General features: G+C 49.7%; 25 protein-coding genes. 13 read left to right on the top strand and 12 right to left on the bottom strand.

The features are described 5' to 3' along the window. Position 1: 1 nt before the first annotated feature. From EQU24_RS09030 to cynS, 7 genes are all read left to right on the top strand, one after another. Positions 2–496, top strand: coding sequence for a hypothetical protein (locus tag EQU24_RS09030; RefSeq protein WP_017839805.1), 495 nt, complete (start codon positions 2–4; stop codon positions 494–496). 25 nt (positions 497–521) lie between these two features. Then, complete coding sequence (locus EQU24_RS09025; protein ID WP_017839806.1) at positions 522–965, top strand: universal stress protein; 444 nt, start codon at positions 522–524, stop codon at positions 963–965. Positions 966–1011: 46 nt separating this feature from the next. Continuing rightward, positions 1012–1425, top strand: a complete 414-nt coding sequence (locus EQU24_RS09020; protein ID WP_017839807.1) for an NINE protein — start codon at positions 1012–1014, stop codon at positions 1423–1425. A gap of 179 nt (positions 1426–1604) precedes the next feature. After that, positions 1605–3548: a TIGR00341 family protein gene (locus tag EQU24_RS09015; RefSeq protein WP_017839808.1), complete on the top strand. Its 1944-nt coding sequence runs from the start codon at positions 1605–1607 to the stop codon at positions 3546–3548. A gap of 434 nt (positions 3549–3982) precedes the next feature. Next, on the top strand, positions 3983–4792 hold the full coding sequence (locus EQU24_RS09010) for a formate/nitrite transporter family protein (RefSeq protein WP_017839809.1): 810 nt from the start codon (positions 3983–3985) through the stop codon (positions 4790–4792). Between the two features lie 64 nt (positions 4793–4856). Then, complete coding sequence (locus EQU24_RS09005; protein WP_017839810.1) at positions 4857–6596, top strand: bifunctional protein-serine/threonine kinase/phosphatase; 1740 nt, start codon at positions 4857–4859, stop codon at positions 6594–6596. A gap of 1 nt (position 6597) precedes the next feature. Further along, a complete protein-coding gene (gene cynS / locus EQU24_RS09000; RefSeq protein ID WP_014147765.1) occupies positions 6598–7077 on the top strand; it encodes a cyanase in 480 nt (159 codons plus the stop codon). 311 nt (positions 7078–7388) lie between these two features. On the opposite strand, the gene EQU24_RS08995 is transcribed toward cynS, so the two are convergent. The 3 genes from EQU24_RS08995 to nirB are packed head-to-tail and all read right to left on the bottom strand — an operon-like array spanning position 7389 to position 11199. Then, a complete protein-coding gene (locus tag EQU24_RS08995; protein WP_014147764.1) occupies positions 7389–8306 on the bottom strand; it encodes a PhzF family phenazine biosynthesis protein in 918 nt (305 codons plus the stop codon). Between the two features lie 8 nt (positions 8307–8314). After that, positions 8315–8641: a nitrite reductase small subunit NirD gene (nirD, locus tag EQU24_RS08990; protein WP_026130071.1), complete on the bottom strand. Its 327-nt coding sequence runs from the start codon at positions 8639–8641 to the stop codon at positions 8315–8317. Between the two features lie 2 nt (positions 8642–8643). After that, positions 8644–11199, bottom strand: a complete 2556-nt coding sequence (gene nirB / locus EQU24_RS08985) for a nitrite reductase large subunit NirB (RefSeq protein ID WP_017839812.1) — start codon at positions 11197–11199, stop codon at positions 8644–8646. Between the two features lie 701 nt (positions 11200–11900). Between nirB and EQU24_RS08975 the strand changes: the two genes are divergently transcribed. The 3 genes from EQU24_RS08975 to EQU24_RS08965 all read left to right on the top strand — a co-directional run bounded on the left by EQU24_RS08975 (position 11901) and on the right by EQU24_RS08965 (position 14547). Then, positions 11901–13379, top strand: a complete 1479-nt coding sequence (locus EQU24_RS08975; protein WP_017839814.1) for an MFS transporter — start codon at positions 11901–11903, stop codon at positions 13377–13379. Between the two features lies 1 nt (position 13380). After that, positions 13381–13959 carry an ANTAR domain-containing response regulator gene (locus tag EQU24_RS08970; protein WP_014147760.1) on the top strand — a complete coding sequence of 193 codons (579 nt, stop codon included), beginning with the start codon at positions 13381–13383 and terminating at the stop codon, positions 13957–13959. A 72-nt stretch (positions 13960–14031) separates the two neighbouring features. Continuing rightward, entirely contained in the window at positions 14032–14547 is a 516-nt protein-coding gene (locus tag EQU24_RS08965; protein ID WP_014147759.1) for a DUF2380 domain-containing protein, read from the top strand. Between the two features lie 559 nt (positions 14548–15106). Here EQU24_RS08965 and EQU24_RS08955 read toward each other — a convergent pair. The 9 genes from EQU24_RS08955 to EQU24_RS08915 form a co-directional block, all read right to left on the bottom strand. After that, positions 15107–15781 (bottom strand): PIN domain-containing protein, encoded by a 675-nt coding sequence (locus EQU24_RS08955; protein ID WP_017839815.1) that lies wholly within the window; start codon positions 15779–15781, stop codon positions 15107–15109. 35 nt (positions 15782–15816) lie between these two features. Beyond that, on the bottom strand, positions 15817–16629 hold the full coding sequence (locus EQU24_RS08950; RefSeq protein WP_017839816.1) for a formylmethanofuran dehydrogenase subunit C: 813 nt from the start codon (positions 16627–16629) through the stop codon (positions 15817–15819). Continuing rightward, a complete protein-coding gene (gene fhcD / locus EQU24_RS08945) occupies positions 16626–17522 on the bottom strand; it encodes a formylmethanofuran--tetrahydromethanopterin N-formyltransferase (RefSeq protein ID WP_026130072.1) in 897 nt (298 codons plus the stop codon). The genes EQU24_RS08950 and fhcD overlap by 4 nt, the downstream gene beginning before the upstream one ends. Before the next feature lie 47 nt (positions 17523–17569). Next, positions 17570–17905 (bottom strand): DUF5615 family PIN-like protein, encoded by a 336-nt coding sequence (locus EQU24_RS08940; RefSeq protein ID WP_017839818.1) that lies wholly within the window; start codon positions 17903–17905, stop codon positions 17570–17572. After that, the gene (locus EQU24_RS08935; RefSeq protein ID WP_014147754.1) at positions 17905–18132 is read right to left on the bottom strand and encodes a DUF433 domain-containing protein; all 228 of its coding nucleotides are present in this window, start codon (positions 18130–18132) and stop codon (positions 17905–17907) included. The genes EQU24_RS08940 and EQU24_RS08935 overlap by 1 nt, the downstream gene beginning before the upstream one ends. 117 nt (positions 18133–18249) lie before the next feature. Further along, positions 18250–18519: a DUF2442 domain-containing protein gene (locus EQU24_RS08930; RefSeq protein ID WP_014147753.1), complete on the bottom strand. Its 270-nt coding sequence runs from the start codon at positions 18517–18519 to the stop codon at positions 18250–18252. Continuing rightward, entirely contained in the window at positions 18512–18787 is a 276-nt protein-coding gene (locus EQU24_RS08925) for a DUF4160 domain-containing protein (RefSeq protein ID WP_268869767.1), read from the bottom strand. The genes EQU24_RS08930 and EQU24_RS08925 overlap by 8 nt, the downstream gene beginning before the upstream one ends. Before the next feature lie 225 nt (positions 18788–19012). Next, a complete protein-coding gene (locus EQU24_RS08920; protein ID WP_017839819.1) occupies positions 19013–20671 on the bottom strand; it encodes a formylmethanofuran dehydrogenase subunit A in 1659 nt (552 codons plus the stop codon). 301 nt (positions 20672–20972) lie between these two features. Next, positions 20973–22238 carry a formylmethanofuran dehydrogenase subunit B gene (locus EQU24_RS08915; RefSeq protein WP_017839820.1) on the bottom strand — a complete coding sequence of 422 codons (1266 nt, stop codon included), beginning with the start codon at positions 22236–22238 and terminating at the stop codon, positions 20973–20975. Between the two features lie 513 nt (positions 22239–22751). On the opposite strand from EQU24_RS08915, the gene EQU24_RS08910 reads away from it, so the two are divergent. From EQU24_RS08910 to dapD, 3 genes are read left to right on the top strand one after another with little or no spacing between them, the layout of a single operon-like run. Further along, positions 22752–23537, top strand: a complete 786-nt coding sequence (locus EQU24_RS08910; RefSeq protein WP_017839821.1) for a M48 family metallopeptidase — start codon at positions 22752–22754, stop codon at positions 23535–23537. Beyond that, positions 23537–24733, top strand: a complete 1197-nt coding sequence (gene dapC, locus EQU24_RS08905) for a succinyldiaminopimelate transaminase (protein WP_017839822.1) — start codon at positions 23537–23539, stop codon at positions 24731–24733. Before EQU24_RS08910 ends, dapC begins: the two co-directional genes overlap by 1 nt. A gap of 13 nt (positions 24734–24746) precedes the next feature. Next, positions 24747–25565 carry a 2,3,4,5-tetrahydropyridine-2,6-dicarboxylate N-succinyltransferase gene (gene dapD / locus EQU24_RS08900; protein WP_026130075.1) on the top strand — a complete coding sequence of 273 codons (819 nt, stop codon included), beginning with the start codon at positions 24747–24749 and terminating at the stop codon, positions 25563–25565. Positions 25566–25995: the final 430 nt, after the last annotated feature.

The raw sequence follows: 25995 nt of genomic DNA, 5'->3' as shown, positions 1-25995 counted from the left end.
TATGTACGGATGGGTCCTGCTATTTTTCGATCTTTGCCGATTTCGGAAAGGCCCGCAAGACCTTCCATATTCTCAGGCTTTGCTGCTGAGTTCTATTACGGCCTATGCCATACTGGGATTTTTGATGCTGTATATCGAAAGCGGCTGGTTTAACGCAATTATGCAGGTATCGGTCGGCGCCTTATTATTGCTGGCTTTCGCCAAAATCATATTGCTCATTTCACGGAAACCCGGCCGTTTTGTGCAAACATCGAGCGCGCTCTTTGGAACCGATGCCTTAATCAGCTTTTTCGCGATCCCGATCATTGCCGGAATGACTACGGGCAGGGTTTCAATGTTATCTTTCGCGGCAATGGTTGCGCTAATGATCTGGAATTGGCTAATCATCGGCCACATCTTGCGTCATGCTTTGTCCGAAACTTTTAGTTTCGGTTTGGGTATCGCATTCTTGTATATCATGGCCTCTTATTGGGTCATGGCTCAGTTGTTCCCCTAACACCGGCATTTCAACAGGAATCCTTATGAAAAACTATACCCATATCTTACTCGCGGTTGACTTTTCCGATCATACCGATCCCATTGCTGAACGCGCACGCGACTTGGCCGATAAATCCCAAGCTAAAATAAGCCTGCTGCATGTCGTCGATAACCTTCCGATTGTCGACACAGTGAACGGGCCGATTATCCCCTATGAAATCGACTTGACCGAGCAATTAATGGAGTCGGCCAAATTACGACTGGAAAAACTCGCAGAACGATTCAAAATTCCCGAAAACAATCGCTTCCTCGAATTAGGCAGCCCGAAAATCGAAATCGTCAGAATTGCCGAGGAAAACGCGGTCGACTTGATCGTCGTCGGCTCGCACGGCCGGCACGGACTCGCATTGCTGCTAGGATCAACGGCTAATGGCGTATTACATCATGCCAAATGCGATGTCCTTGCGGTACGCATCAAAGACGAATAACCCCCCTCGACCTTAAACCCTAAACCTTGAACCTCATTTTACAAACATGATCGGACATATAGAAAGTTTTGACCTCGGCAGACAAACCGGCGTAATAAAAAGCGGCGACTCTTTTTACGAGTTTCATCTCGACAGCTGGCAATCGCCCGGCTTACCGGAACCGGGCGACGATATCAATTTCGAATTGGAAGAAGGCGAAGCCAAATCGGTTATCTTGATCGGATCCTATCTCAATCCGCACAAACCGGTAAAATCTCGACTGCTGGCAACGATACTCGCGTTGCTTTTGGGCGGCGTCGGCGCGCATCGTTTTTATCTCGGCTATTATTGGATCGGTCTTGCTCAGATCGCAGTGACCGTTTTAACCATCGGTTTCGGCGTGGTATGGGGCTTTATTGAATTCGCCCTGTTACTCAGCAAAAATTTCGATATAGACGCCAAAGGCAGACCGTTGAAATAAACGATCATTATGCCTTTCGCACTTCAAATTTCGGCAATGTCCGAGGAGGCGTCGGAGTGTTCGACAAAGGCTTTTCCAGCATAGAGCCTACATGGATGTATTTACGGCGTCCTTTGACGGACACCCCGGCACCGAAATTTGACTAGCAAAGGATATAACTTGCGAAAGGTATATATCGAATGACAGAATCTAAACCGCTTTACCTCATTCACTCCGATGAGTTGGATAAAAAGAATTTGGTTCTAGTCAAGCAACATCCGCTAATTGTTGAGAACGACATCTCAATTCGCCCGATTAAGGTGTCGAACCTTAGCGGACTGCATGTCAACGGCAATCTAAATCATGCCTTGGTTTGGGTTAAACATACCGAATTTCAAGCCGTACTGACTGCTGCATTCAATAAAACCATCGCATTAAGTTTTCTGCCGTATCCCAACGAATTACGACCCGTATTTTTCGATCATCTCGGTCTGCCCAATAAGCTTGACGACTGCTTGGCCTTAGTATTAGAAACAGAAAGAGTTCCGGTCGATTTGATCCGCTGCAACGGAGAATTCATTAGCCGCGGCATCGGCCTGTTGAATCAAACAGCACTAGCCGAATTGATCGAGGCCGGCAATACGCGAAATCTCTTCAAGAAAACAAAGTTTTATTGTCAGCGTTTGATTCATGCCTTCAACTTACAACCGATTGCCATCGAAATAGAAACCGCGAAAGGAAAATCAGTCAAAACGGCGATCATCGGCTTGTATCTATTGGATCTTGCAAAACGAAATCCATTCGCCAAACTTTTCGGCGAATCGGCATCGCTTAAAGATGGCCGATTGTCGTTCGTGTTCTTTGCACCGCAATCGATTTTAAGCTACATACAATCGACATCGATAACTATTCCGCAGGCTTCGGCACAACTACCGAGACAACTAGGATTCGTTCGAAGCGTTTCTTTGCGCATAACTGCAAAACAGGATATTGACTTTTGGATAGAACACAAACCGGTCTCGACTCGCGAGCTATTGTTAGAAACGGTTCCTGCAGCCCTTAAAATCACCGTCGGCGACAGTTTTCGATCGCTCAACTCGCAATCCGGCGACAAAGAAAATTTCAATGTCGAAAACCTGCCGCAAGGGGAAGCGCGGCTGAAATATTTCAGTAAAACCTTACCGTTTTTTCCCCATGCGCTCGAATCCGACTTTAAGGACTTGTTCCTAGCACTCAAGGAAAACGCCAGGACGACGAGTACCTATGTCTTATTAATGGTACTCAGTTCCATGCTGGCCACGTTGGGTTTATTCCTGAGTAGTCCATCCGTCGTTATCGGCGCGATGGTTTTGGCACCCTTGATGGCACCGATTATTTCTTTGTCGATGGGCTTGCTTCGCTCCGAAAAATTCTTAACTCGAGAATCAATCGTTTCGCTGCTGATCGGCATTGGCATCGCGCTTGCGATTTCATCGGCAATGGCGGCATTACTGCCTTTCAAAGATGCCACGCCGGAAATCGAAGCCCGTTTGCATCCTTCGACGTTGGATTTATTGGTCGCGGTTTTTTCCGGTATCGCCGGCGCGATGGCCCAAGCCCGCGAAAGCATAGCCAAAAGTTTGCCGGGCGTTGCCATCGCAGTCGCCTTGGTGCCTCCCCTCTGCGTTGCAGGTATCGGCATCGGTTGGCTTGAATCCGATATTTTTTTTGGCGCCATGCTCTTATTCTTGACCAACTTAATCGGAATTACGATGGCCGCCCTCATCTCATTTATGGTTATCGGGTTCGCGCCTTTTACTCGGGCCAGAAAAGGAATTTTGCTATCGAGCCTATTGTTGGCATTGATTTCCGTTCCCTTGTTCTATTCTTTCCAAACCATGGAGCATATCGCCGATATCAAAACGCAACTGGCCGGTAGAACCTATCAAATCAATGGACACCGGCTTGAACTTAGGAATATCAAAGTCAATACGCTACGACCGCTCAATCTAAATGCCGATCTACTCACCAATACCATGCCGGACGAATCGGTGTTTACTCGGCTCGAGGATGATTTACATACGGAACTCGGTAGGCCTGCCCGCTTCAATTTTGCTTTGCATTTTGTTAGGGAAACCGTTGCCGTCGATGAAAATGAACAATAAGCCGCGCTCCGCAGCTACGTCATAGACGACGCACTAAAATCTACTCCGCAATGCACCAGACCGGTTCACAAAGACACAAAACAACCCTTACCCAACAAGAGCTAATATTTACTATTTATAATATCAATAGCTTATATTTTTAATAGAACTTGGCACGATTTCCGCTTATCTTCATTCGAGTTTCTTAAAGCAAAGGCGCTTTATCCCCACTAGGGATTAAAGCGCCTTTTTTTTGCCTTGTGTTTTTGTAATTATTCAGCATAAGTCATGTATGAGAAGGTGTCAGGCACTGATTTATAAGGCTGTCTGCAACAGGACGTTGCAGTCAGAGCTTACAGGGATGTATTCACGCGTCCTTAGAAATCAATGCCTGACACCAACCTACCGCATGCGCTGAATAGTTACGTATTTTTTAACTTGATCAGAGGAATGCCATGTCTTATTTAGTCCCTTCGGAATTTGTCACAAAAATGGTAGATGCCGGTGAATCCAAAGTCTATATGTCAACACGAGATACGCTGATCAGAGCTTATATGGCCGGTGCGATCCTTGCATTAGCCGCCGTATTTGCAGTCAGTATCACTGTAGAAACCGGTTCTCCTATCTTCGGCGCGATTATGTTTCCGGTCGGTTTTTGCATGTTGTACTTGCTAGGCTTCGATCTTTTGACCGGTGTTTTTGTTCTGGTGCCGTTGGCATGGATCGATAAACGCCCGGGAGTGACGGTAGGCGGTATTTTCAGAAACTGGGGATTGGTCTTCGTCGGCAATTTCCTCGGCGCTTTGACCGTGGCGTTGTTGATGTCGATAGTCTTCACCTACGGGTTTTCGGTGGAACCGAATGCCGTCGGAAAAAAACTCGCCGGCGTCGGCGAGGCCCGTACGTTGGGATATGCCCAATATGGTGTCGCCGGCTGGTTTACGATCTTTACTAGAGGCATGCTATGCAATTGGATGGTATCTACCGGCGTGGTCGGCGCGATGATATCAACCACGGTCAGCGGTAAAGTAATCGCGATGTGGATGCCGATCATGCTGTTCTTCGGCATGGCCTTCGAACATTCCGTAGTGAACATGTTTCTGTTTCCCGCCGGCTTGATCATGGGCGGTAATTTCTCGATCATGGACTATTTCATCTGGAACGAAATACCCACGGTTCTGGGCAACCTAGTCGGCGGACTCGCATTTACCGGCATGACGCTGTACAGCACTCACATAAGAACCGCACCGAAGCGTGCTCTGTAACTCGCCCCCTTAACAGAGTCTCAAACTTAGCTTAAGGTTGAGACTCTTCATTAAACGAAAACCCATGTCCGGTACACTAAAAATATCCGTAGGGCAATATTCCGATAAGGGCCGAAAGGAAATCAACCAGGATTTTCATGGCGTCTATATGCCGAAAGAACCGCAATTGAGTTCAAAAGGTGTTGCCATTGCGATGGCCGACGGAATCAGCAGCAGCACTGTAAGCCATATTGCCAGTGAAGCTGCGGTCACCGGATTCCTAGAAGATTATTTTTGCACCTCGGAAGCTTGGTCGGTCAAAAAATCGGCGCAACGGGTCTTGCTTGCAACCAACTCCTGGCTGCATGCTCAAACCCAACAAAGCCAATATCGTTACGATAAAGACAGAGGCTATGTTTGTACCTTTAGCGCCTTGATTTTCAAGTCTAATACCGCGCATATTTTTCATGTCGGCGATACGCGGATTTATCGATTACAGGACAATCATCTGGAGCAATTAACTAACGATCATCGACTTTGGGTTTCCCAAGACAAAAGCTACCTGAGTCGTGCATTGGGTATCGATCATCACCTTGAAATCGATTACCAAGCGCTACCGATCGAAATGGGCGATCGCTTCTTGTTGATGACCGATGGCGTTTATGAATTTGTTAATCATGTTTTCATCATTAATGCGATCAAGAAGCATGGCGACGATTTAGCTACTGTCGCAACAATGATCGTCAACGAAGCTTACCGGCAAGGGAGTTCGGATAACTTGACGATACAGATTGTCGCTGTCGAGGAATTGCCGAATCAAAATGCGGATGAGATTTATCGGCAAATAACAGAGCTTCCGTTTCCGCCGACATTGACCGCCAGGATGATTTTCGACGGTTATCAAATCATGAGAGAGCTGCATAATAGCAACCGGAGCCATGTCTATTTGGCAATGGATACCGAAACGAATACACCGGTCGTCATTAAAACGCCTTCGATCGATCTTCGAAACGATCCCGCTTACCTTGAGAATTTTCTCATGGAAGACTGGATAGCGCGCCGCATCGATAGTCCCCATGTCTTAAAACCCTGCGAACAAACCCGAAAACGCAATTATCTCTACATTGTCACCGAATTCATCGATGGCCTAACCTTGAAACAGTGGATGATCGATAACCCGAAACCCGATCTGGAAACCGTACGCGGCATCATTGACCAAATTGCCAAAGGCTTACGCGCGTTTCACCGGCTGGAAATGGTCCATCAGGACTTGAGACCGGAAAATATCATGATCGATAGCTCCGGCACGGTAAAGATCATCGACTTCGGCTCGACTCGAGTTGCAGGACTGACGGAAATGAACAGCCCCATCGAACGGCACCCATTACTCGGCACCGCTCCGTATAGCGCCCCCGAATATTTTTTAGGCGAAATCGGAACGGCTCGCTCGGACTTATTTTCGTTAGGTGTCATTACCTATCAAATGCTGACCGGCAAGCTGCCTTATGGCACTCAAGTCGCCAAATGTAAGACGAAAGCGGCTCAAAATCGATTGAACTATTACTCCATCCTGGACGATGCGCGAGCGATTCCTGCCTGGATCGATGATGCCATCAAGAAAGCCGTTCACCCGAATCCCTACAAGCGATATGAAGCATTATCCGAATTTATTCATGACCTGCGTTATCCGAACCAAACTTTTTTGAATAAAACGCATCCGCCGCTCATAGAGCGCGACCCAGTAACCTTCTGGAAAAGCATTTCTCTCATCTTGACGATTATCGTCGTCACGTTATTAATCCAACAAAGCAAAAGAGGTATTTAATATGAAAACGACTCCATCATCTTGCAAAGCCGACTCCTTGCTCACCAAAGAGCAAATGACCGATCGGATCATCACGGCAAAAGTACAAAAGCAACTCACCTGGACGGCCATTGCCGAACAAATCGGCGTCGATGAAGTTTGGCTGACCTCGGCTTGCCTTGGCATGAACAGCATGAAACCGGAACTGGCCGAAAAGCTATGCACCGTTCTGGAACTACCCAACGAAGTACAAGTCGCCTTGGCAATGTTCCCTTACAAACAATGGGCTTTCGACGTACCTCAAGATCCCCTCATTTACCGGCTTTATGAAGTCGTCGGCGTTTACGGCGAAACCTTGAAAGAAATCATTCACGAAAAATTCGGCGACGGCATCATGAGCGCGATCGATTTCAGCATGACGGTCGGCAAAGAAGAAAACCCGGCGGGCGATCGCGTTATTATCACGATGAACGGCAAGTTTTTGCCTTATAAGTCTTGGTAAGCTAGGTAGATTTGCTTTATAACCCAACTCTATTCAAACCGTAATGTGGCAGCATGTATACCTTTCGCACTTCAAATTTCGGCAGTGCCTTAGGAGGCGCCGGGGTGCTCGGCAAAGGCTTTGCCAGCATGGAGCTGGCATAGAGCCTACATGGACGTATTCACGGCGTCCTTTGACGGACACCCCGGCGCCGAATTTTGATCTCCGATGAGTATAACCCGTATGCAGCATAGTGGAATACGGGAATGACATGGCTTCGAACGTCCCGGATTGGGCTACGCTTCCCGGGCTACACGGCTAAAGGTAAACCTTCATTTCGGCAAATCGATTAGCCCCTCGGCAAACATCACGGCCTCGCCGCCGACGCGAAGAGGCAGTAACTCCTCGCCTTTGTTATCCATTTCGATGCGAATAACACTGCGTCGCGAACGTTCGTCGCCACGTTCCACAGCGAAACTGTGCGTGCCCTTACGCGTATGCTCGAACGAACACAAATACGAACAAAAAGCCGGCACCGCATTGCCGACCGGCGGATCTTCGGTTAAAGCAAGGCGTGGCCCAAGAAGCCGCAAATTGAAATCGGCATCGGGGAACGGCGTTTTCGGCGCAAATAGCAAAATCTCTTGCGCGGCGGTTTGCGGCGCGGCGGATTGGCTCCAGGCGGGGTAATTGAAAAGCGCTTTTCTTACCGACTCGTATTTCCAAACCGGCACGATCAAATAGGGATACCCACAGGAAACCAGTCTTGGCGAATACTTTTTGTGATCGAGTTCCGATTGCTCCAACCCTAGAAAAGCGGCTAATTCTTCATCGCCCGGTGCAAACCGGTCGACAATGGCGCTGACTTTTCGGGTAAATTGCACAAAACCAGGCTTACCGCCGACACTCGTAATGTTCGCCTCGACAGGCCCCGCATTTTGTTCGAACACGACCCGGGTAATCGGCTCGTTTAATTCGATATCGCCGCAACTGGCCAAGACAAAAGCCGCGGCAATGACCGGATGACCGCCTAAATGAATCTCCGCCAGCGGCGAAAATATGCGCATTCTTCGTACATTGCCGCCGTTGATCTTATGAAAAATGAAGACGGTTTCGGACAAATTCAGTTCCTTGGCTATCAAGGCCATTTTTTCGGCATTGAGTCCGTCCGCTTTCGGAAAAACGGCAATCTGCGCGCCATTGAAAACCCGATTCGTGAAAACGTCGGCAATATAATAATGATATTTCATAAATCTCCCTAAACGTTAACGGCAACCCGCCGATTTTCGATACGAACACCATAGGTTTCGATTTTCACAGTCTCGTCCTCGAAGCAAACGCCCGTCTCCAAATTGAAATGCTGTTTATAAAGCGGCGATGCTACCATCGGCTGACCGCCGATATCGCCGATCATGCCGCGCGATAATACATTGACTTTGCCGAAAGGGTCGAAATTATCGACCGCGTAAACCGCCTGTTCCTTCGGCATATAAAACAAAGCAATTTGCCTGCCATCCGCCCAGACGCAAACACCGGAATCCGGCTGCAGATCGTCGACCGAGCAGACATCGATCCATTCGCTCATGCTCATGCCTCCTCCAATATATTGAAATGCTTCCTGGCCTTCAATGCCTCCCGCTCTTGTTCATCGGCAGGGCGAACTTGGCCGCGCTCCTCGACGAACACGATGTTGTCGTCGAGTCGGTCGCTATTGACGAAATGCCGGAAACGTTTCAATTTGCTCTCGTCCTCGATCGTGGTTTTCCATTCGCATTGATAGGTGTCGATGACATGGCGCATTTGTTTTTCCAGTGCCTCGCCTATGCTGAGACTATCCTCGATCACGACCGAACGCAAATAATCCAAGCCGCCTTCCATGTTTTCCATCCACACCGACGTCCGCTGCATCCGGTCGGCCGTGCGCACATAAAAAATCAGCACGCGGTCGATATATTTGATCAGTGTTTCCTTGTCGAGTTGGGTCGCAAACAAATCGCCGTGCCGAGGCTTCATACCGCCGTTGCCGCAGACATAGAGATTCCAACCGCCCTCGGTCGCGATCACGCCGATATCTTTGCTCTGCGCCTCGGCGCATTCGCGTGTGCAGCCGGACACGGCAAATTTGATCTTATGCGGCGCCCGAAGTCCTTTATAACGGTTTTCCAACTCGATCGCGAGACCGACACTGTCGTCGACGCCGAAACGGCACCAAGTGCTGCCGACACAAGATTTGACGGTTCTGAGCGATTTGCCGTAAGCATGTCCGCTTTCGAAGCCTGCGTCGATCAATTCCCGCCAGATCGACGGCAATTGCTCGACCCGGGCGCCGAATAGATCGACCCGCTGACCGCCGGTAATTTTCGTATACAACCCGTATTTTTTCGCGACCTGCCCCAACACGATCAATTTCTCGGGCTGGATTTCGCCGCCGGTCACGCGCGGCACGACCGAATAGGTGCCGTCTTTTTGCATGTTCGCGAGAAAAATATCGTTGGTATCCTGCAAACCGATATGCTCTTTCTTGAGAATATAGTCATTCCAATAAGAAGCCAGAATCGAGCCGACCGCTTGTTTGCAAACTTCGCAGCCGCGGCCGCGCCCATGTTTTTCGATCAATTCGTCGAAGGTCTTGATTTCCTCGACCATGATCAAATGATACAACTCCTGCCGGGTATGCGGAAAATGTTCACAAATGTCGGTGCTGACTTCGATGCCGAGTTTGGCCAATTCGCATTCCATCACCGATTTCATCAACGGCACGCAACCGCCGCAACCGGTCCCCGCCTTGGTTTCCGACTTGAGCGCGGACACCGTATTGCAACCGGCTTCGATCGCCGAACAAAGCGTTGCTTTGTCGACGTCATGACAGGAACAAATTTGCGCCGACATCGGCAGTGCATCGGGCCCGAGGCCGACCGACTCGTCGGAACGGTGCGGCAAAATCAACGAATCGGGATTTTCCGGCAGTTCGATGCCGTTCAAGCAATATTGCAGCAAAGTTCCGTAACCCGAAGCATCGCCGACGAGCACTGCGCCCAACAGCCTTTTTTTATCGGTACTGACCACGAGTCGCTTGTAGACTTCGCTATCGCCGTTTTGATAAGTGTAGACCAATGCGCCCGGCGTCTGCGCATGCGCGTCGCCGATGCTCGCGACATCGACGCCCATCAGCTTTAGCTTGGTGCTCATGTCGGCGCCGGTAAAATAATTGTCGCCGCCTTCGAGCACCGAGACGACGGTGCGCGCCATCGCGTATCCCGGCGCGACCAGGCCGAAGATCCGGTTATTCCACAAGGCGCATTCGCCGATCGCGAAAATATCCGGATCGGAGGTCCGACATTGATTGTCGATCACGATGCCGCCGCGCGGGCCGACCTCCAATTCGCAGTCCCGGGCGATATCGTCGCGCGGACGGATACCGGCCGAAAACAAAATCAAGTCGGTTTCGAGTGCATCCCCGCCGGCGAAATTCATTTTATGCAAACAGCTCTCGCCGTCGTCGATCAAGGTCGTGTTCTTATTTAAATGCACAGTCACGCCGAGCGCTTCGATCTTGCGCTTCAACAACGCGCCGCCGCCGTCGTCCAATTGCACCGCCATCAGGCGCGGCGCGAATTCGACGACATGCGTGGTCAAGCCTAAGTCTTTCAAGGCTTTGGCGGCTTCCAGTCCGAGCAGGCCGCCGCCGACCACGACGCCGACCTTGGATTGTTCGGCCGCAGTTTCAATCGCTTCCAAATCCTCTATGGTTCGGTAAACCAGGCAACGATCGCGTTCGTGCCCCGGTACCGGAGGCACGAACGGGTATGACCCGGTCGCCAACACGATTTTGTCGTAAGCGATCCGGACGCCATTTTCCGACAGCACTGTTTTAGCGCTACGGTCTATCGATTTTGCTCTGTCGCCTAAGTGCACGGTGATGCCGTGTTGTTCGAAAAACCCTTCCTCGACCATCGATAGATCCTGTGCGGTCTTGCCGGAAAAAAACGCCGACAGATGAACCCGGTCGTAAGCCGGCCTGGGCTCCTCGCAAAACACGACGATCTCAAAATGTTCCTTCGCGCCACTACTCACCAGTCCGGCCAAAAAGTTTTGGCCGACCATACCGTTACCAATCACGACTAATGTTTGTTTCTTGCTCATCGGCAACCTCGGTTTTCTGTATCTAAATTTTAGGCAAAAAAAAGGCGTCCAGTCGATGTGACGAATCACTCGAACAGGACGCCAATGCCCCAACAAAATCGGTACTCCGTTAGGAGTCTTGCTAATGATAAAGCAATATGAATGCCATGTTTTCAAGCAACTTTCGCGAAGCCTTGATTTAACTGGTTTTAACAAACCATTAATTAGTCAATTCGAATTCGATAATCATTAAGTTACCGCTTTCATCGCACACATTCGGTGAATAGCGTTAACTTTCCGCACCAATATAAAGCAAGATATTTATCCGCAACCGGATGAACAAGCGTGCGATACCAAAACATAAATCGGCATATTAATTGCTATATTTATTAAATTGAGCACTATTCACCTCTCGGTCACCGTAACTCTCATGAAGGCCCGGCCATCGCCCCGGCAAATGAAAGCTCTCTGTGTGGGGAGGGCGCGGTCACTCGCCCGACAGGACGCCGTGAATACGTCCGTGTAGGCTCGACGGCGGCGACTGATTGCCATGGATGGCATGAATGCAGATTTTGCAGGAGCAAAAATCTGCCCTGCCGCCGACGCCTGTCGATCGAGCAACCGCACCCTCTCCGGAACCGGTATTTTCTCTGCCGAGCTTCTTATATCGAAAGATTAGATAATGAGTCCAAATCTACGAACTTTCACAGTAAAACCAGCTAATGTCCATACTACAACTCAAGTTACTCGGCTTTTCCGGCAAAATCAAAATACTGCATTTGACCTGGACGGCTTTTTTCATCAGCTTTGTCGTCTGGTTCAATCACGCCCCTCTGATGCTGATGATCATGGATTCTGTGAATCTCACCGAATCCGAAGTCAACATTCTGCTGTTATTAAATTTTGCGTTGCCCATTCCTGCTCGCATCATCATCGGCATGGTCGTAGACCGCTTCGGCGCAAGAATCAGTTACAGCACTCTACTGGCACTGAGTAGCCTACCTTGCTTCGCCTTTGCGATGGCTGAATCGTTTCAACAATTAGCTTGGGCGCGCTTCTGTTTGGGGTTTATCGGCGCGGGCTTCGTGATCGGCATTCGCATCATCGGCGATTGGTTTCCGGCTCGGCAAGTCGGCGTTGCCGAAGGCATCTACGGGGGCTGGGGCAATTTCGGTTCAGCCGCCGCGACCATCCTGCTACCGGGACTGGCATTATATTTCGGCGCCGAAAACGGCTGGCGTTATGCGATTGCGGTAACCGGTATTTTGTCGCTAGCATATGCGCTCATCTATTACCGGAATGTCGAGGATACGCCGCCCGACGTGCCCTATTTGAAACCTAGACGTTCGGGCGCAATGGAGGTTACTTCGATAAAAGATCTATTCCTTTACATCTGCACGACCGTACCGCTTTATACCGCAATGTCTTTGCTCACTTGGCAGCTATCGACACCGGAAGCCGATTTACTTAGCACACCCTGGGTCATTGCGATTAACATCATTATTTGGGCCCTTTTCTTTTTTCAAGCTTGTCAAATCGTCGACATCAATGCGGAACGGCTCAGTCGTCCAATCGACAGCATTCACCATTATCCATTCAAACAGATCACTATCCTTAGCGTCGCCTATTTGATGACGTTCGGCTCCAAATTAGCCGTGGTATCGATGCTGCCGATGTTTTTCTTTACGATTTACCGCGAAACCCAAGCAGTCTCTATGATCGATGCAGGCCTGATGGCATCGAGCTTCATTGTCATGAATCTTATCGCCCGCCCGGTCGGCGGCTGGCTTAGCGACAGAATCGGCCGCAAGCTCTCGCTGACGATGTTTCTAGCCGGCACTTCGCTCGGTTATTACTTGATGTCCTTTATTGCCGGCGATTGGCCCATTTTGATGACTATTTCAATGACGGTGTTGTGTTCGATATTTCTTCAGGCCGCCGAAGGTGCGGTATTTGCCATCGCACCTTTGATCAAAAGACCCATGACCGGCCAGATCGCCGGCATCGTCGGCGCTTACGGCAATGCCGGAGCCATCTTTTTTTTAGCGCTAATGGGCCATGTCGCACCATCTACGTTTTTCATCATTCTGGCAGTTTGCGCACTGGCATCGGCAATCTTGGCGCGCCGCCTCGAAGAGCCTAAAGAGTTCATTACCGAAATCATGCCTGACGGCACTTTAGTGAAAATCGAACTGGATTGACATGCAAGCGCTGAAAGTCTTAATCGCCGATGAAATTCAAGGCGAAAAACTACTCGAGAAAACCCTGAAAAAGCATGGTTTCGAAACCGCTTGTCTTCCGTTCGATACTATCGATTTAAATTCGTTGGTATTAAATTTATTGCCGGACATCGTGGTGTTGAATGTTTATACCCCGACACCGAAGATACTCGATGCCATATTGACGATCAATCAAAGCCATTCGGCGCCGGTGATCCTGTTTGCCGAGGATCAAGATAGCGACACGATCGATAAAGTCATCAAGGCCGGCGTCAGCGCTTATATCGTCGACGGGCTCGATCCCAAACGCATCAAAACCATCATCGATATCGCGGTGGCTCGATTCAAAGAGCAAAACGCCATCAAGGAAGAATTGAAAAAAACCAAATCGCAACTGGAAGAAAGAAAAGCGGTCGACCGAGCAAAAGGGATTCTAATGAAATCGCAAGGCTTCGACGAAGCTCAGGCTTATCATGCGCTGCGAAAACTGGCGATGGACCGGAATATTTCGATCGGCGAAATGGCTAAAAACGTCATTTCTATGGCGGATTTATTGAAGTAACGATCACGCTTTCTATCGTTTCGATTTACGGGTAGACTGTCCTTCTCTTATCAATCACGAACGAGAAAGCCGATGAAAAACTCTGTTGATGCTCGCCTCATTGCCGCTTTTTTCCTGATGATATTCGGAACGAGCGCCTTAGCGGAATCTCGAATTGCCGTTTTGGTTTTCGAACTAAAAGACCTCACATTGGCTCCCGGCATCCCCGAGGAACAGGAGCGCACCGCTTCGATCAAGCCTCAACTTGAAGCCGAATTAACCACATTAGGGAATGACATAGTCGAAACCGACTTCGCATCCCAACAACAGGCCGATGCCGGAACCGGATATCTATTCGATCACCATGATGTGGCCGCGAAACTGGGCAAGCAATTCGGCGCCGATTACATTCTAGTCGGTAGACTGCATAAACCGAGCTTCTTGTTTGCTTATATCATGGGACATTTGATACGAGTCGAAGACGGCAAACTGATTGCCGATTACACTTTCGAAGCCAAAGGACCCAATCGATTCCAAACCAATAAGACCGTAAAAACCCTGGCTAAAGCGATCGACAAAGATTTAAAGCGCCTGTCTCAATCCCACTAAAAAACCAGGTTGAGTACACCCCGCGCACTAATGCTGGCGCGGGGCGGGTTATTAACCCGCCCCAAACGTTTTTCCTGATTAGCAAGATGCTTCAGCTTGCTGAAGCCAATTGTCCGAGCAGTGATCAGTCGTAGCCACTTCTGCGGGACGGGTTATTTAACCCGTCCCCAACGTTTCGGTTTGCCCTAAACATTTCGGCTAACTTCGGCCAAAGTCAAAACGTTAGGACGGGGTTGCAAACCCCGTCCTGCTGGGAAAAACCAGGTTGAGTACGCCCCGCGCACTAATGCTGGCGCGGGGCGGGTTATTCAACCCGCCCCAAACGTTTTTTGTTTGCTTTGAGCATAGTCGAAACTTTCCGGACGGGGTTATACCTTTCGCACTTCAAATTTCGGCAGTGCCGGAGGAGGCCTCGGGGTGCTCGGTAAAGGCTTTGCCAGCATGGAGCTGGCATAGAGCCTACATGGACGTATTCACGGCGTCCTTTGACGGGCACCCCGAGGCCGAATTTTCATCTACGATGAGTATACAAACCCCTTGCGGCAAAGGTAAAGAGCGACTATTCAGTCGCTAACACTTCGATTTTAGTTTGATTGTAAGTGACTTTATTATCCTTAATCTCTATAGCCTTCTGTTGAATCAACTCATCGAATAAATCCTCCTCATTAACCACATTATTCTTAAATTTACTGCGAATACTATTGAGCAGGGTTTCTTTTTTGACCGGCCGGCTTCGACTGTGCTTGATCAAATGCGCGCAAAACTCTTGTACCAAGACTTCAGGGCTTTTCGGTGCGAAGCCCGGCATATTTTCGAGTTTGACACCGATACGTTGCGCGCTCCGATTCTGGCTGATTAACAGGCTAACCGCATGATCGAGGTCGTTGTCGTCGGAAACGACATCGAAATGGGTATTTTCGGGGAGCCGGGCCATCATTGCGCCGGCCCAAAAGGTGATGCCGAAATCGGCGGAATTCTTGCCGCCGTTCGGCATTTTAATGATTTTAAGACGATTTTGATTGACCGTTGCGGTCAGCGGCACGATCCAATCGAGCGGAACGCGCGCGCCGCACTGCGCATAGCAAATCACGACGTGGGTATAGGCGGCTAAATCTTCCATCAACTGATAAACTTGTTTCGGACAATTTTCGAGGTCGATCAACAAGACGCGGGCCGCGTAATCCGCATCTTCGTCATCCTTGACCGCCTCCTTGTCCGAAATGCTCTCGTTCATGTCTGCCGGCCTCTTCAGTTCATCGTTTTACATCGTCATAGCCTGACCAACACTTCACCGCGCCCCATTTCAGCCATGTCGCCGCCGTAACGCCGGACACGATTAAAGACCGCCGCAGGGTCTGCAAATTTCGAATCAAACGATCTGAACGACGCGAACAGCATCGGCAAAAACGCCAACGTATGCGAGCCGCAATCGTTGAAGGTCGCCGGCAGTTCGGGCTTATTCCAGAGCAATAAGGTACCTCGGCGCATTGCAAAACCGGTATAGCGTCCGGTTTTTCCCATTACCGCGATCGTGCCGGCCGTCATTCTCGACCCGCAGTAATCGCCAGCATTGCCTTCGATCAAAATGACGCCGCGGCGCATGTGATCGCCGACCCGCTCGCCGGCGTTGCCTTTAACCAAAACGGTGCCGCCTTTCATGCCCATTTTGTTACCGGGCAAGGCCGCCCCGAGAAAATCGCCGGTGTTTCCGTTGATCTGAACGAAACCTTTTTTCATTTCGCAAGCCGCGAATAATCCTGCGTTGCCGTTGACGGTAATCGTGCCGGACTTCATGCCTAGGCCCAAATAAGAACCGACATCGCCTTCGATACGGATCTCTCCTTCAGTTAATTCTTTGCCGATAAAATCGAGCTTGGCATAACTGTTCTTGATGACAATCTGTTGTGTATCGTAACCGGCAATCGTGAATAGTTCGTCGACGCGAATTTTGCGCTTGCCGCTATCGAGTTCGAGTGCTGCAATGTCGGTCGGCGATAACCCCGCCAGTTTTTGACAAACCAGAGGCGACAAATCGACGCGCTGAGCCGGTCGCTGTTTCAGCGTGAAGGTTAACGCAGTCATGCCATGATCTCCTGTAAATGAAAATGGAAGGGGCCGAGTTTGCCGCCGTAATTGCCGGCGCTGATGCGTTTGATGCCGTTTTCGGCGCCCAAATCGCAGACCGCTTGAATGCCGACGCGCATCGCCTTGTCGATGTCTTCCTTGGTTAGACCGTCGATCACGATTTCCATCACCGATTCGATTTCAGGCGACAAATCGGTTTTGGTGATGCCTTTCAGGGTCGGACAAAACGCATCGTTGGTCGATGCGCCGAGCGCCTTATATTTCGAGCCGACTTTCGAGCCGGAACGCACGACGCCACCCGGAAACGGCATGATCACGTTCGGAATCTTGCGCATTTCCTCGATCGCGGCCTCGCAGGCCGCCAACGCTTGCGGCTGCGATTCGGCCAATACCAAGAAATTACCGCCGCCGACCGCATCGACCTGGCCGGTCGTCGCTTCGGTCAGAAACTCGCCGTCCATGACCGGCACGCGCCAATAGCGTTTACCGCCGATGACTTTGGAAATCTGGAAACCGTCGCCGAAATAGCGCAGGTTTTTACCCAGCGGAATCGGTTTGTCGCTTTCAATGCCGGCGAACAATGCCGAAGTCGGCGAAGTCAGCACGCATTGCCCGGCGCGCGTTTCCAATTGTTTCGCAAGGCCCTTGCCGCCCATCGCGAAGATCATCACAGAGACGCCAGGGCGTCCGTCGGGTGTTTCTGAAGGATCGAGCACACGCTCAATGCCGGCCTCGCAGCCGCAAGCGATGACCGAAGTCGCGAAACCGGTCATCGCCTGTGCCGAGATCATCGCCCATTTTTCGTTTTGCGCGGTGATGATCGCGCGCGTCGCCTTCATCGGAAAGGCTTCGGCAAAGGTTTTGTCTATCGTTACGCCGTTAATAATCATCATGGGTACACATGGTTAAATATTTGAAAGTAAGTAAAGTGTTGACGTTATCGGTATATCTCGATGCAGGCCTTGTTTTCGTCGATCAATGCCATTTCTATCGCGTCCTTTTTAGTCAACAAAGAATTGATAATCGCCGCTTTGGACTGATTGCCTATTTTCAGCCAAACAATTTTAGGCGGTTGACCGTAAAGATTCGACATTTCAAAATAATCAGCGTCCTTCGTGACGATAACAAAGTCGTTGGTTTTGGCATATTCCCAAATTTCCCAGTCACCGGCGCGTTCCAAACCTAATATCGCAACTTGTGTGGATTCAGAATATGCTTCAACTAAAAAGGCCACTGCACGGCGCGACAAGTTTTCATCCAACAGCAGCTTCATTAAATAATTGCCGCTAAGCTATGCTCACGTTCGGCTGCAAAAGCCAAACAAGCCCTTATATCGTTTGACTCCAGTTCAGGATAATCGTCCAAAATTTCCACTTCGCTCATACCCTCCGCAAGCCATCCCAAAACATCGTAAACCGTAATCCGCAACCCGCGAATACAAGGCTTACCACCTCGCTTTCCGGGTTCGATAGTAATGATGCTGCGATAATCTATAGCCATAGGTATCTCCGGATTTTTTGTTTATTTCTTCTACGGCTGTTATCAATCTATTTTCGTTTGATAATGCCGCGGAAACGCTGATATGTTCCAATTTTGCGAGTTGTCCAATTAACTACCTCAAGCAGCCTTCAAATCACGCTGCAACTTACCTTGCTGCTTGAGTTTGTTATGTATATTTCCAGGACTGAGCTCCAAACCATTTTTCCAGCATAATGCCCCTAGCTCTATAAAGAATCGTTTAAAGTAACCTTCATCTTGTAATGGAATGACTAACTCAGTTTGTTTGTCCAACAGAAGCTGCAAATCGTAATCGCCGACGGTTTGATCGGAAAACCACAAGCGTATGGTTTTATGTTCAATATATTTGGCTTTGACGATTTTAATCATTATCGGCTCCGGCTATACGCTGCAACGGCTTTAACTGAATGGCTAACTGCCAATCCGCCATTAATTCTTCCTGATGCTCTTTCGCCCATTCTCTAACCAGTTTTAATGCTTTACTCGGCAAACGGCCTTCAAGCACCTCACCGCTTTCGATCGCAATTAACGCCTGATGACCTTGATACTCAGCGTGAAATTGCGGTGGATTGTGATCATCGTGATACATCCGGATGTAAATGCCAAAAAAATAGGAAATATACCTTTCGCACTTCAAATTTCGGCAATGTCCGAGGAGGCGTCGGGGTGTTCGACAAAGGCTTTGCCAGCATGGAGCTGGCATAGAGCCTACAAGGACGTATTCACGGCGTCCTTTGTCGAACACCCCTGCGCCGAATTTTGATATACGATGAGTATAACAGGCATCAGCTAGTAGTCTCGTAGTCCATACGCTGATTTCCAAAATCCAGCATGGGAATCAGCGATGCGAAAAACAGCTTCGTCACACCTGCAACGGATGCACCGTCAAACTTCCCCGCCCGTCCTCGGTAAATTCGTCGTCGCTGATTTTGAAATTGCCCATTTTCATCGTCAGATAGCGGTCGAAATAAGACTTGAGGTCTTTTTCGACGGCCGCGTCATAATCAGGTTTGACAACATGTGTCGTTCCCCATTTTACATGGACGATCTGACCATCTTTGACGACCATCTCACCGTCCTTGAACACGTAATCCGGTTTTTCGAACATTTTTTGCCGATCGGCGTTTTCGGTGTACACGGTGATGTCGCCCCAATTCCCAGCGGTCAGGCCGCCGCGATCTTTAAGGCCGATCAATTTGGCCGCACCCGCGCGCGTCATGATCGCAATTTCGTTCAGCGTGTACTCGCGGTCGATCGATGCCAGCGTCGTCATTTTTTGCGCTTCCGGATGAATCGTCGCGAGCATATCGTTGCGGAAGCTTTTATCCATAAGCAAACGAATCAGATGCGGATAGGTCGTGAACGGCGCGCCGTTCGGATGGTCGGTGGTCAAAAATACACGCCACGGATCGTCGACCAGCAAGAAAATTTCAAGACCGATCGCCCATTGCAAGGCATTGACGAAATTTTGGTCCCTGTATTTGAACGGCACGACGCCGCAACCGGAATCGCATTCGATATCCATGCACACCCACTTGTTCGGATGCGCGTGCTTGTGGTTCGCATGCTGACGCATCGTATCACCCGAAGCCGTAACGGTCTGCCCAAACAAAATTTGCCCGACATCGATCGTAATGTTCTTGTGCTTATTGACGGCTTCGGCGATTTGCGCGGCGCCCGATGAAAACTTGAAGTCGCCTTCGGTGCCGTAGCTATGAAACTGAATGTGCGTCAAATGCATCGGCAGGCCGCCCACGCCTTGAATCGTATCGAGCGTCGTGTCGACATTGCCCGGCACGCCCAGATTACAACCATGCACATGCAAAGGATGCGGAACGCCTAATTCTTTGACCGCAGTCGCCAAGGTTTGCAGAATTTGCCTGGGCGTCACGTCGTAATACGCATTTTTTTCGTCGAGATCGAGCTTGCGCTGATTAAACTTGAACGCGCTGATGCCGCCGGCATTGACGACTTTAATGCCGATACATTTGGACGCTTGAAGCGTCCATGCGACATAATCGTTAACCGCTTTCTGATCTTTTTTTGCAGTCAACATGCGCAGCAAGTAGTCGTCGCTGCCGAGCATCGCGTAACCGCCTTTGTCGAGGATCGGAATATCGCCCATTTCCATGTGCGCTTGTCGGGCGTTAACCGGCAACACCGCCGGCTCGAATGCGGCCGTATAGCCCATCTCGGCATAACGATAGCCGGTAACATAAGTGCTCGGCATCGCATGACCGCTTCCGGAACGCGTCAAATCGGTGCGGATGACCGGATCTGAGCGGTGGTCTTCCGGTAACAAGATTCTCGCGATATTGCCCTTACCGCCGCCGATATGCGTATGCATGTCGATCGCACCGGACATCACGACTTTACCGGTTAAATCATATTCTTGATCGATTTTGAGATCGGCCGCAGGTTTATCGACGATGCGACCGTCCTGAATATAAATATCCCGTTTTTGGCCGTCGATTCCGCCGGCGGGGTCATAAACCGTTCCACCTGTTAATTTAATCAGCATAGCTTTTCCAAATGATTAGAGATGAGCAGTACATCGAAGCACATAGACATCGGATTATTAGGTTGAATTGTATCATTATCGCGCCAAGGCGCTGAGGCGCAGAGAGTTGATGGTTAAAAAACCAAACGATCGTTTCATATGCAATGACGACCGTAAAACAAAATGTCTGACGCTATCCTACCAACAATCTCGTATTCTTATTTTTTCCGCGCCCTGCCCGAGATATACCCATCGTAGATCAAAATTCGGCACCGAGGTGCCTCCTTAAGCACTGCCGAAATTTGAAGTACGAAAAGTATAATTAAATCAATAGCCCCCGCTCGATTGCCGATAATACGTCAGCGGCAGCAGGCAAGCCTGAATCGCGCAATTTTTTCAGACGTATCGCCACAACGCTATCGGCGCGATAAGCGTGGCCGGCATGATCGATACCCGGAGTTCCAAGCGGAATATAAACATCCGGCTCTTTATCGAATAGCATGCCCGAACGACCTAAGACAATGGTCGGCACATCGGTAACAGGCGGTATTGCTTTGCTATTGAATGCTTGCACCCACAGCAAAGCGTCGCCCTCACCGTTCTCGATCATTACACGACTGTCGTACAAATAAGGATCGTATTCGGGATAGCCTTTTGCATAGCTAATACGTGCCGGATATCCGGAAATCCATCCGGCAACTTGATTGGCTGTCAGGTCGCCTTCCTTGCCGCTCAACGGCAAACCGGAACAACGGCTTCCCTGATCGTTGATATCCTTGATCAACTCGCAAATCGATTGGACAGTAAGTTCGGCTTGATCGAAAACCAACGAGGACGCGGCCCAAGTCACGACGCCGTATTTCGCAGCTTGCAAACGCTCGGCCACGGTCTGCAAGTCGGAAACCTTAATACCTCCCACCGAATCGATAACGATCTTATGTCCCTTGACTAGAGCTCTCAATACCGTTACAACCTCGGGCAAATCGGTATCGGCACAAGTCAATACTTGCGCTTGTTTACCGTTTGGCGAAACCTGGGCAGTACCGGAGGGAGCCTTGCCTAAATAAATCACCTCTCGGTTAGCGGTATCTTCCAGAAACATCGACTCCTGGTTCCAAAAATAACGTTCGAAAAAACGCGGAACGAAACTTTCCAAATCCTTACCGACCACCAACAGTAAATCGCAACGATTCTTGACCTCGGCCAGCGTTGTCGTCATCCATCCGGAATCTTGCATCGCCAAGTAATTCCGTCTTGATGCATTGAAGTTCATCTGATCGACCACGGCGCCACAACGGTCGGCCAACGCCAGCAACGCGCGCATACCGTTAACATCGGTCGCACACCCCCCGATGATAGGCTGATTGGAATCTTGCAGTATTTCAACGGCTTTAGCCACAGCATGCTCAAGAGCGACTTGCTTCCCGGCGACTCTAGGCTTAAAGTCGGTAATGACTTGTTCAAATGCAGGGGTATTGACCGCGCAGCCGTTGCTAAGCACCTTCAACGACAAACCGTCGACACTGATTGTCAGATCATCGGTTCCAATACCGCAAAAAGGACTGGGCACTTCGGTAATTTCAGTCACGCGCTTTTCCTCTTTTATCTTAAATTGATTTGGATTTAGCCATGCCGATTAAACGAATAACGCGAACCGACACTGCAGCAATGGCAGGCATTTTAACCCGAAATAACGGCCCTGTCCCGTTTCACCCGGCATTTCCTGCTTAGAATTTTTCATTCATCCTATACAGACAACCATTAGATTGAGAGCCCGAAAAATCAATCAACTTTTTGAGAGCCCGAAAAATCAATCAACTTTGAAAGCACGACATGACCTCACCATTATCCGTTTAAAATCTTCTTGAATACTTTTTCGAACCTTCAATATCGAGTTACGTTAAAATATCGATCGAAATTACGAATATTCATTGCAGATTACGGCGATCTCACAGTATAAACCCATCGCCCTTCAATTTTCGGTTTTAGCGTATGCAGGCACCGAAATTTGACTTGTCTGATTAGAGTATGTTCTCGCCGATAATCGCATAAGTATTCCTGATCAACCTAACGTCTTCAATTCGGCAAAGGGTACCGCATTATGTTTAATAAAATCTCACTTGCACTTAGCGTCACCCTGTTATTGAGCGCCTGCGCCACCAGCCCGACAGGCAGAACGCAATTCGCATTCATGCCCGATACCCAACTCAATCAAATGGGGCTTCAGGCTTTCGACAGCTTAAAAAGAGAAAATCCGGTCAGCACCAATCAAAGGCATACCCAATTTGTTACATGCGTATCCAATGCGATTATCCGGGAGGTTGGCGGCAATTGGGAAGTCGTTGTATTCGAAGACGACAGCTTGAACGCCTTCGCCTTGCCCGGCAATAAAATCGGCGTGCATTCAGGCATGGTCAAATTCGTCGACAATCAAGACCAATTAGCATCTATCATCGGTCATGAAATCGGCCATGTATTGGCAAGACACAGCAACGAACGCGTCTCGCAGCAAATGGCCGTCAGCTCAGGCATGGCCTTGATTCAAGCCGTCAGCGCACCGCAAACCGCAATGGGCCAAACGGCTCTCGGACTGCTCGGTGTCGGCGCTCAATACGGCGTGCTATTGCCCTACAGCCGACTACATGAAAACGAAGCCGATAAAATCGGCCTCGACTTGATGGCCAAGGCGGGTTTCGACCCCCGCCAAAGCGTTACACTCTGGCAAAAGATGGCGCGAGCCGGCGACGGTCAACAACCGCCGGAATTCATGTCTACACATCCAGCTCATGCCACTCGAATTCAAGAACTGCAAAATGCCATACCAAGAGCATTAGAAATTCAAAAACAAGCAGCCGCTCAAGGCAAACAACCTCGTTGCAGTAAATAATGAATCCAAATTTAAACCATCTACAGCCTTACCCGTTCGAAAAGCTAGCTCGGCTCAAACAGGGCATCGTTCCGCCTACCGACAAAGCCCACATCGCTCTATCGATAGGCGAACCCAAACACATTACGCCGCACATCATTCAAGAAGCGCTCATCACGCACATGCATGGTCTATCGGCTTATCCATCGACGCGCGGATTGCCGGAACTCCGGCAATCGATGTCCGAATGGATCGCGAGGCGCTTTCAAATACCGGCCGATTTACTCGATCCTGAAACACAAATACTCCCGGTTAACGGAACCCGCGAAGCCTTGTTTTCGTTCGCGCAATGCCTCGTCGAACCGAGCGAAAAACCGTTGGTCTTGATGCCGAATCCGTTTTACCAAATATACGAAGGCGCGGCCTTACTGGCCGGGGCACAGCCTTATTTCCTGAATACGACCGAGGAAAACGCATACCTACCCGACTTCGACACTGTTCCCGAATCGGTTTGGCGGCGTTGCCAGTTATTGTATATTTGCTCGCCGGGCAATCCGACCGGTGCGGTCATCCCCCAAACGCAGCTGGAATATTTGATCGAATTGGCCGAGCGATACGATTTCGTAATTGCGTCGGACGAATGCTACAGCGAAATTTATGCCGACGAAAATAACCCGCCAACCGGACTTTTGGAGGCGGCCGTTGCGATCGGCAACACCGAGTTTAAGCGTTGCGTGATTTTTCACAGCCTATCGAAGCGCTCGAATGCGCCGGGTTTGCGATCGGGCTTTGTTGCCGGAGACGCAGAAATACTGCAGCGTTATTTTCAATACCGCACCTATCACGGCTGTGCGATGCCGGTACCGACGCAACATGCCAGCATAGCAGCCTGGCGCGATGAAGCGCATGTCGTCGACAATCGCCAGTTATACCGGGAAAAGTTCAGTGCATTCAAAGATATATTATCCGAAGCCACTGCCGTTACCATCCCTCCGGCAAGTTTCTATATCTGGCTAAAAACGCCGGTATCGGAAATTCAATTTGCACAACAGCTGTTTGCATCCGAAAATGTAACAGTCTTGCCGGGCAGTTATTTATCCCGACCGTTCAATGAGTCCGACCCCGGCCGGAATCACGTCAGGATCGCCTTAGTAGCACCGATCTACGAATGTATCGATGCTGCAAGGCGCATTAAAAATTTCATTCACACGTTATAACAAATGGAAAATCATGTCTGAACTAGAAAACATCATTAATGCCGCCTTTGAAAACCGCGCCGACATCACACCGACAAACGTCTATCCGGAACTGCGCGAGACGATAAAAGAAGTCATTAATCTGCTCGACAGCGGCAAAGCCCGCGTCGCCGAAAAAATCGACGGCGAATGGGTCGTTAACCAATGGCTCAAAAAAGCGGTGTTATTGTCGTTCCGCGTCAATGAGAACCGCGTCATGGACGGCGGCGTCAACCGTTATTACGACAAGGTCGAAACCAAATTTGCGTCTTATACGCCGGACGATTTTGCCAAAGCCGGAGTACGCGTCGTGCCGAACGCGAATGCGCGCCACGGCTCCTACATCGCGCCCGGAGCGGTATTGATGCCCTCTTACGTCAACATCGGCGCTTATGTCGACAGCGGCACGATGGTCGATACCTGGGTCACGGTTGGATCGTGCGCGCAAATCGGTAAAAACGTACATTTATCAGGCGGCGTCGGCATCGGCGGCGTACTTGAACCTTTGCAAGCGGGACCGACTATCATCGAAGACAACTGTTTCATCGGCGCGCGTTCGGAAATCGTTGAAGGCGTGGTCGTCGAAGAAGGCTCGGTCATTTCGATGGGCGTTTACATCGGCCAAAGCACCAAGATCTACAACCGCATGACCGGCGAGATCATTTACGGCCGCGTCCCGGCAGGTTCTGTCGTCGTGCCTGGCAACTTACCTTCCTCGGACGGCAAATACAGCCTATACTGCGCAGTGATCATCAAGCAAGTCGACGAAAAAACCCGCAGCAAAACCGGCATTAACGAATTACTGCGCGATTGATTCGCATTTTGCCCGATACGCATTCCCACGCCCCAAAGGCTGCGAAAATATTGGCGGATACAAGATAAAAAATTATTCACCATGAAGAACATGAAGGTAATGAAGGTAATGAAGAAAAAGACTACAAGATCTTTCGTGCTGAGCCAAGTCGAAGCATGAAGGATCTACAACCCCAACGTTTCGGTTTGTCCTAAACATTTCGGCTAACTTCGGCCAAAGTCAAAACGTTTAGGACGAGGTTGCAAACCCCGTCCTGCTAGGGTAAAAGATTATTCACCATGAAGAACATGAAGGTAATGAAGAAAAAGACTATAAGATCTACAGCCTAATTCATCATGTGACTTCATGCCCTTCATCCTAAAAAGAGCAGTTGACATGTGTTGTAGACCGTTCGTGCTGAGCAAAGTCGAAGCATAAAGGGTCTACAACA

Origin of the sequence: Methylotuvimicrobium buryatense (assembly GCF_005931095.1) — a bacterium.
Classification (GTDB): domain Bacteria; phylum Pseudomonadota; class Gammaproteobacteria; order Methylococcales; family Methylomonadaceae; genus Methylotuvimicrobium; species Methylotuvimicrobium buryatense.
The sequence above is the reverse complement of the archived record's forward strand: the minus strand, read 5'-3'. Positions and strand labels throughout refer to the sequence as shown.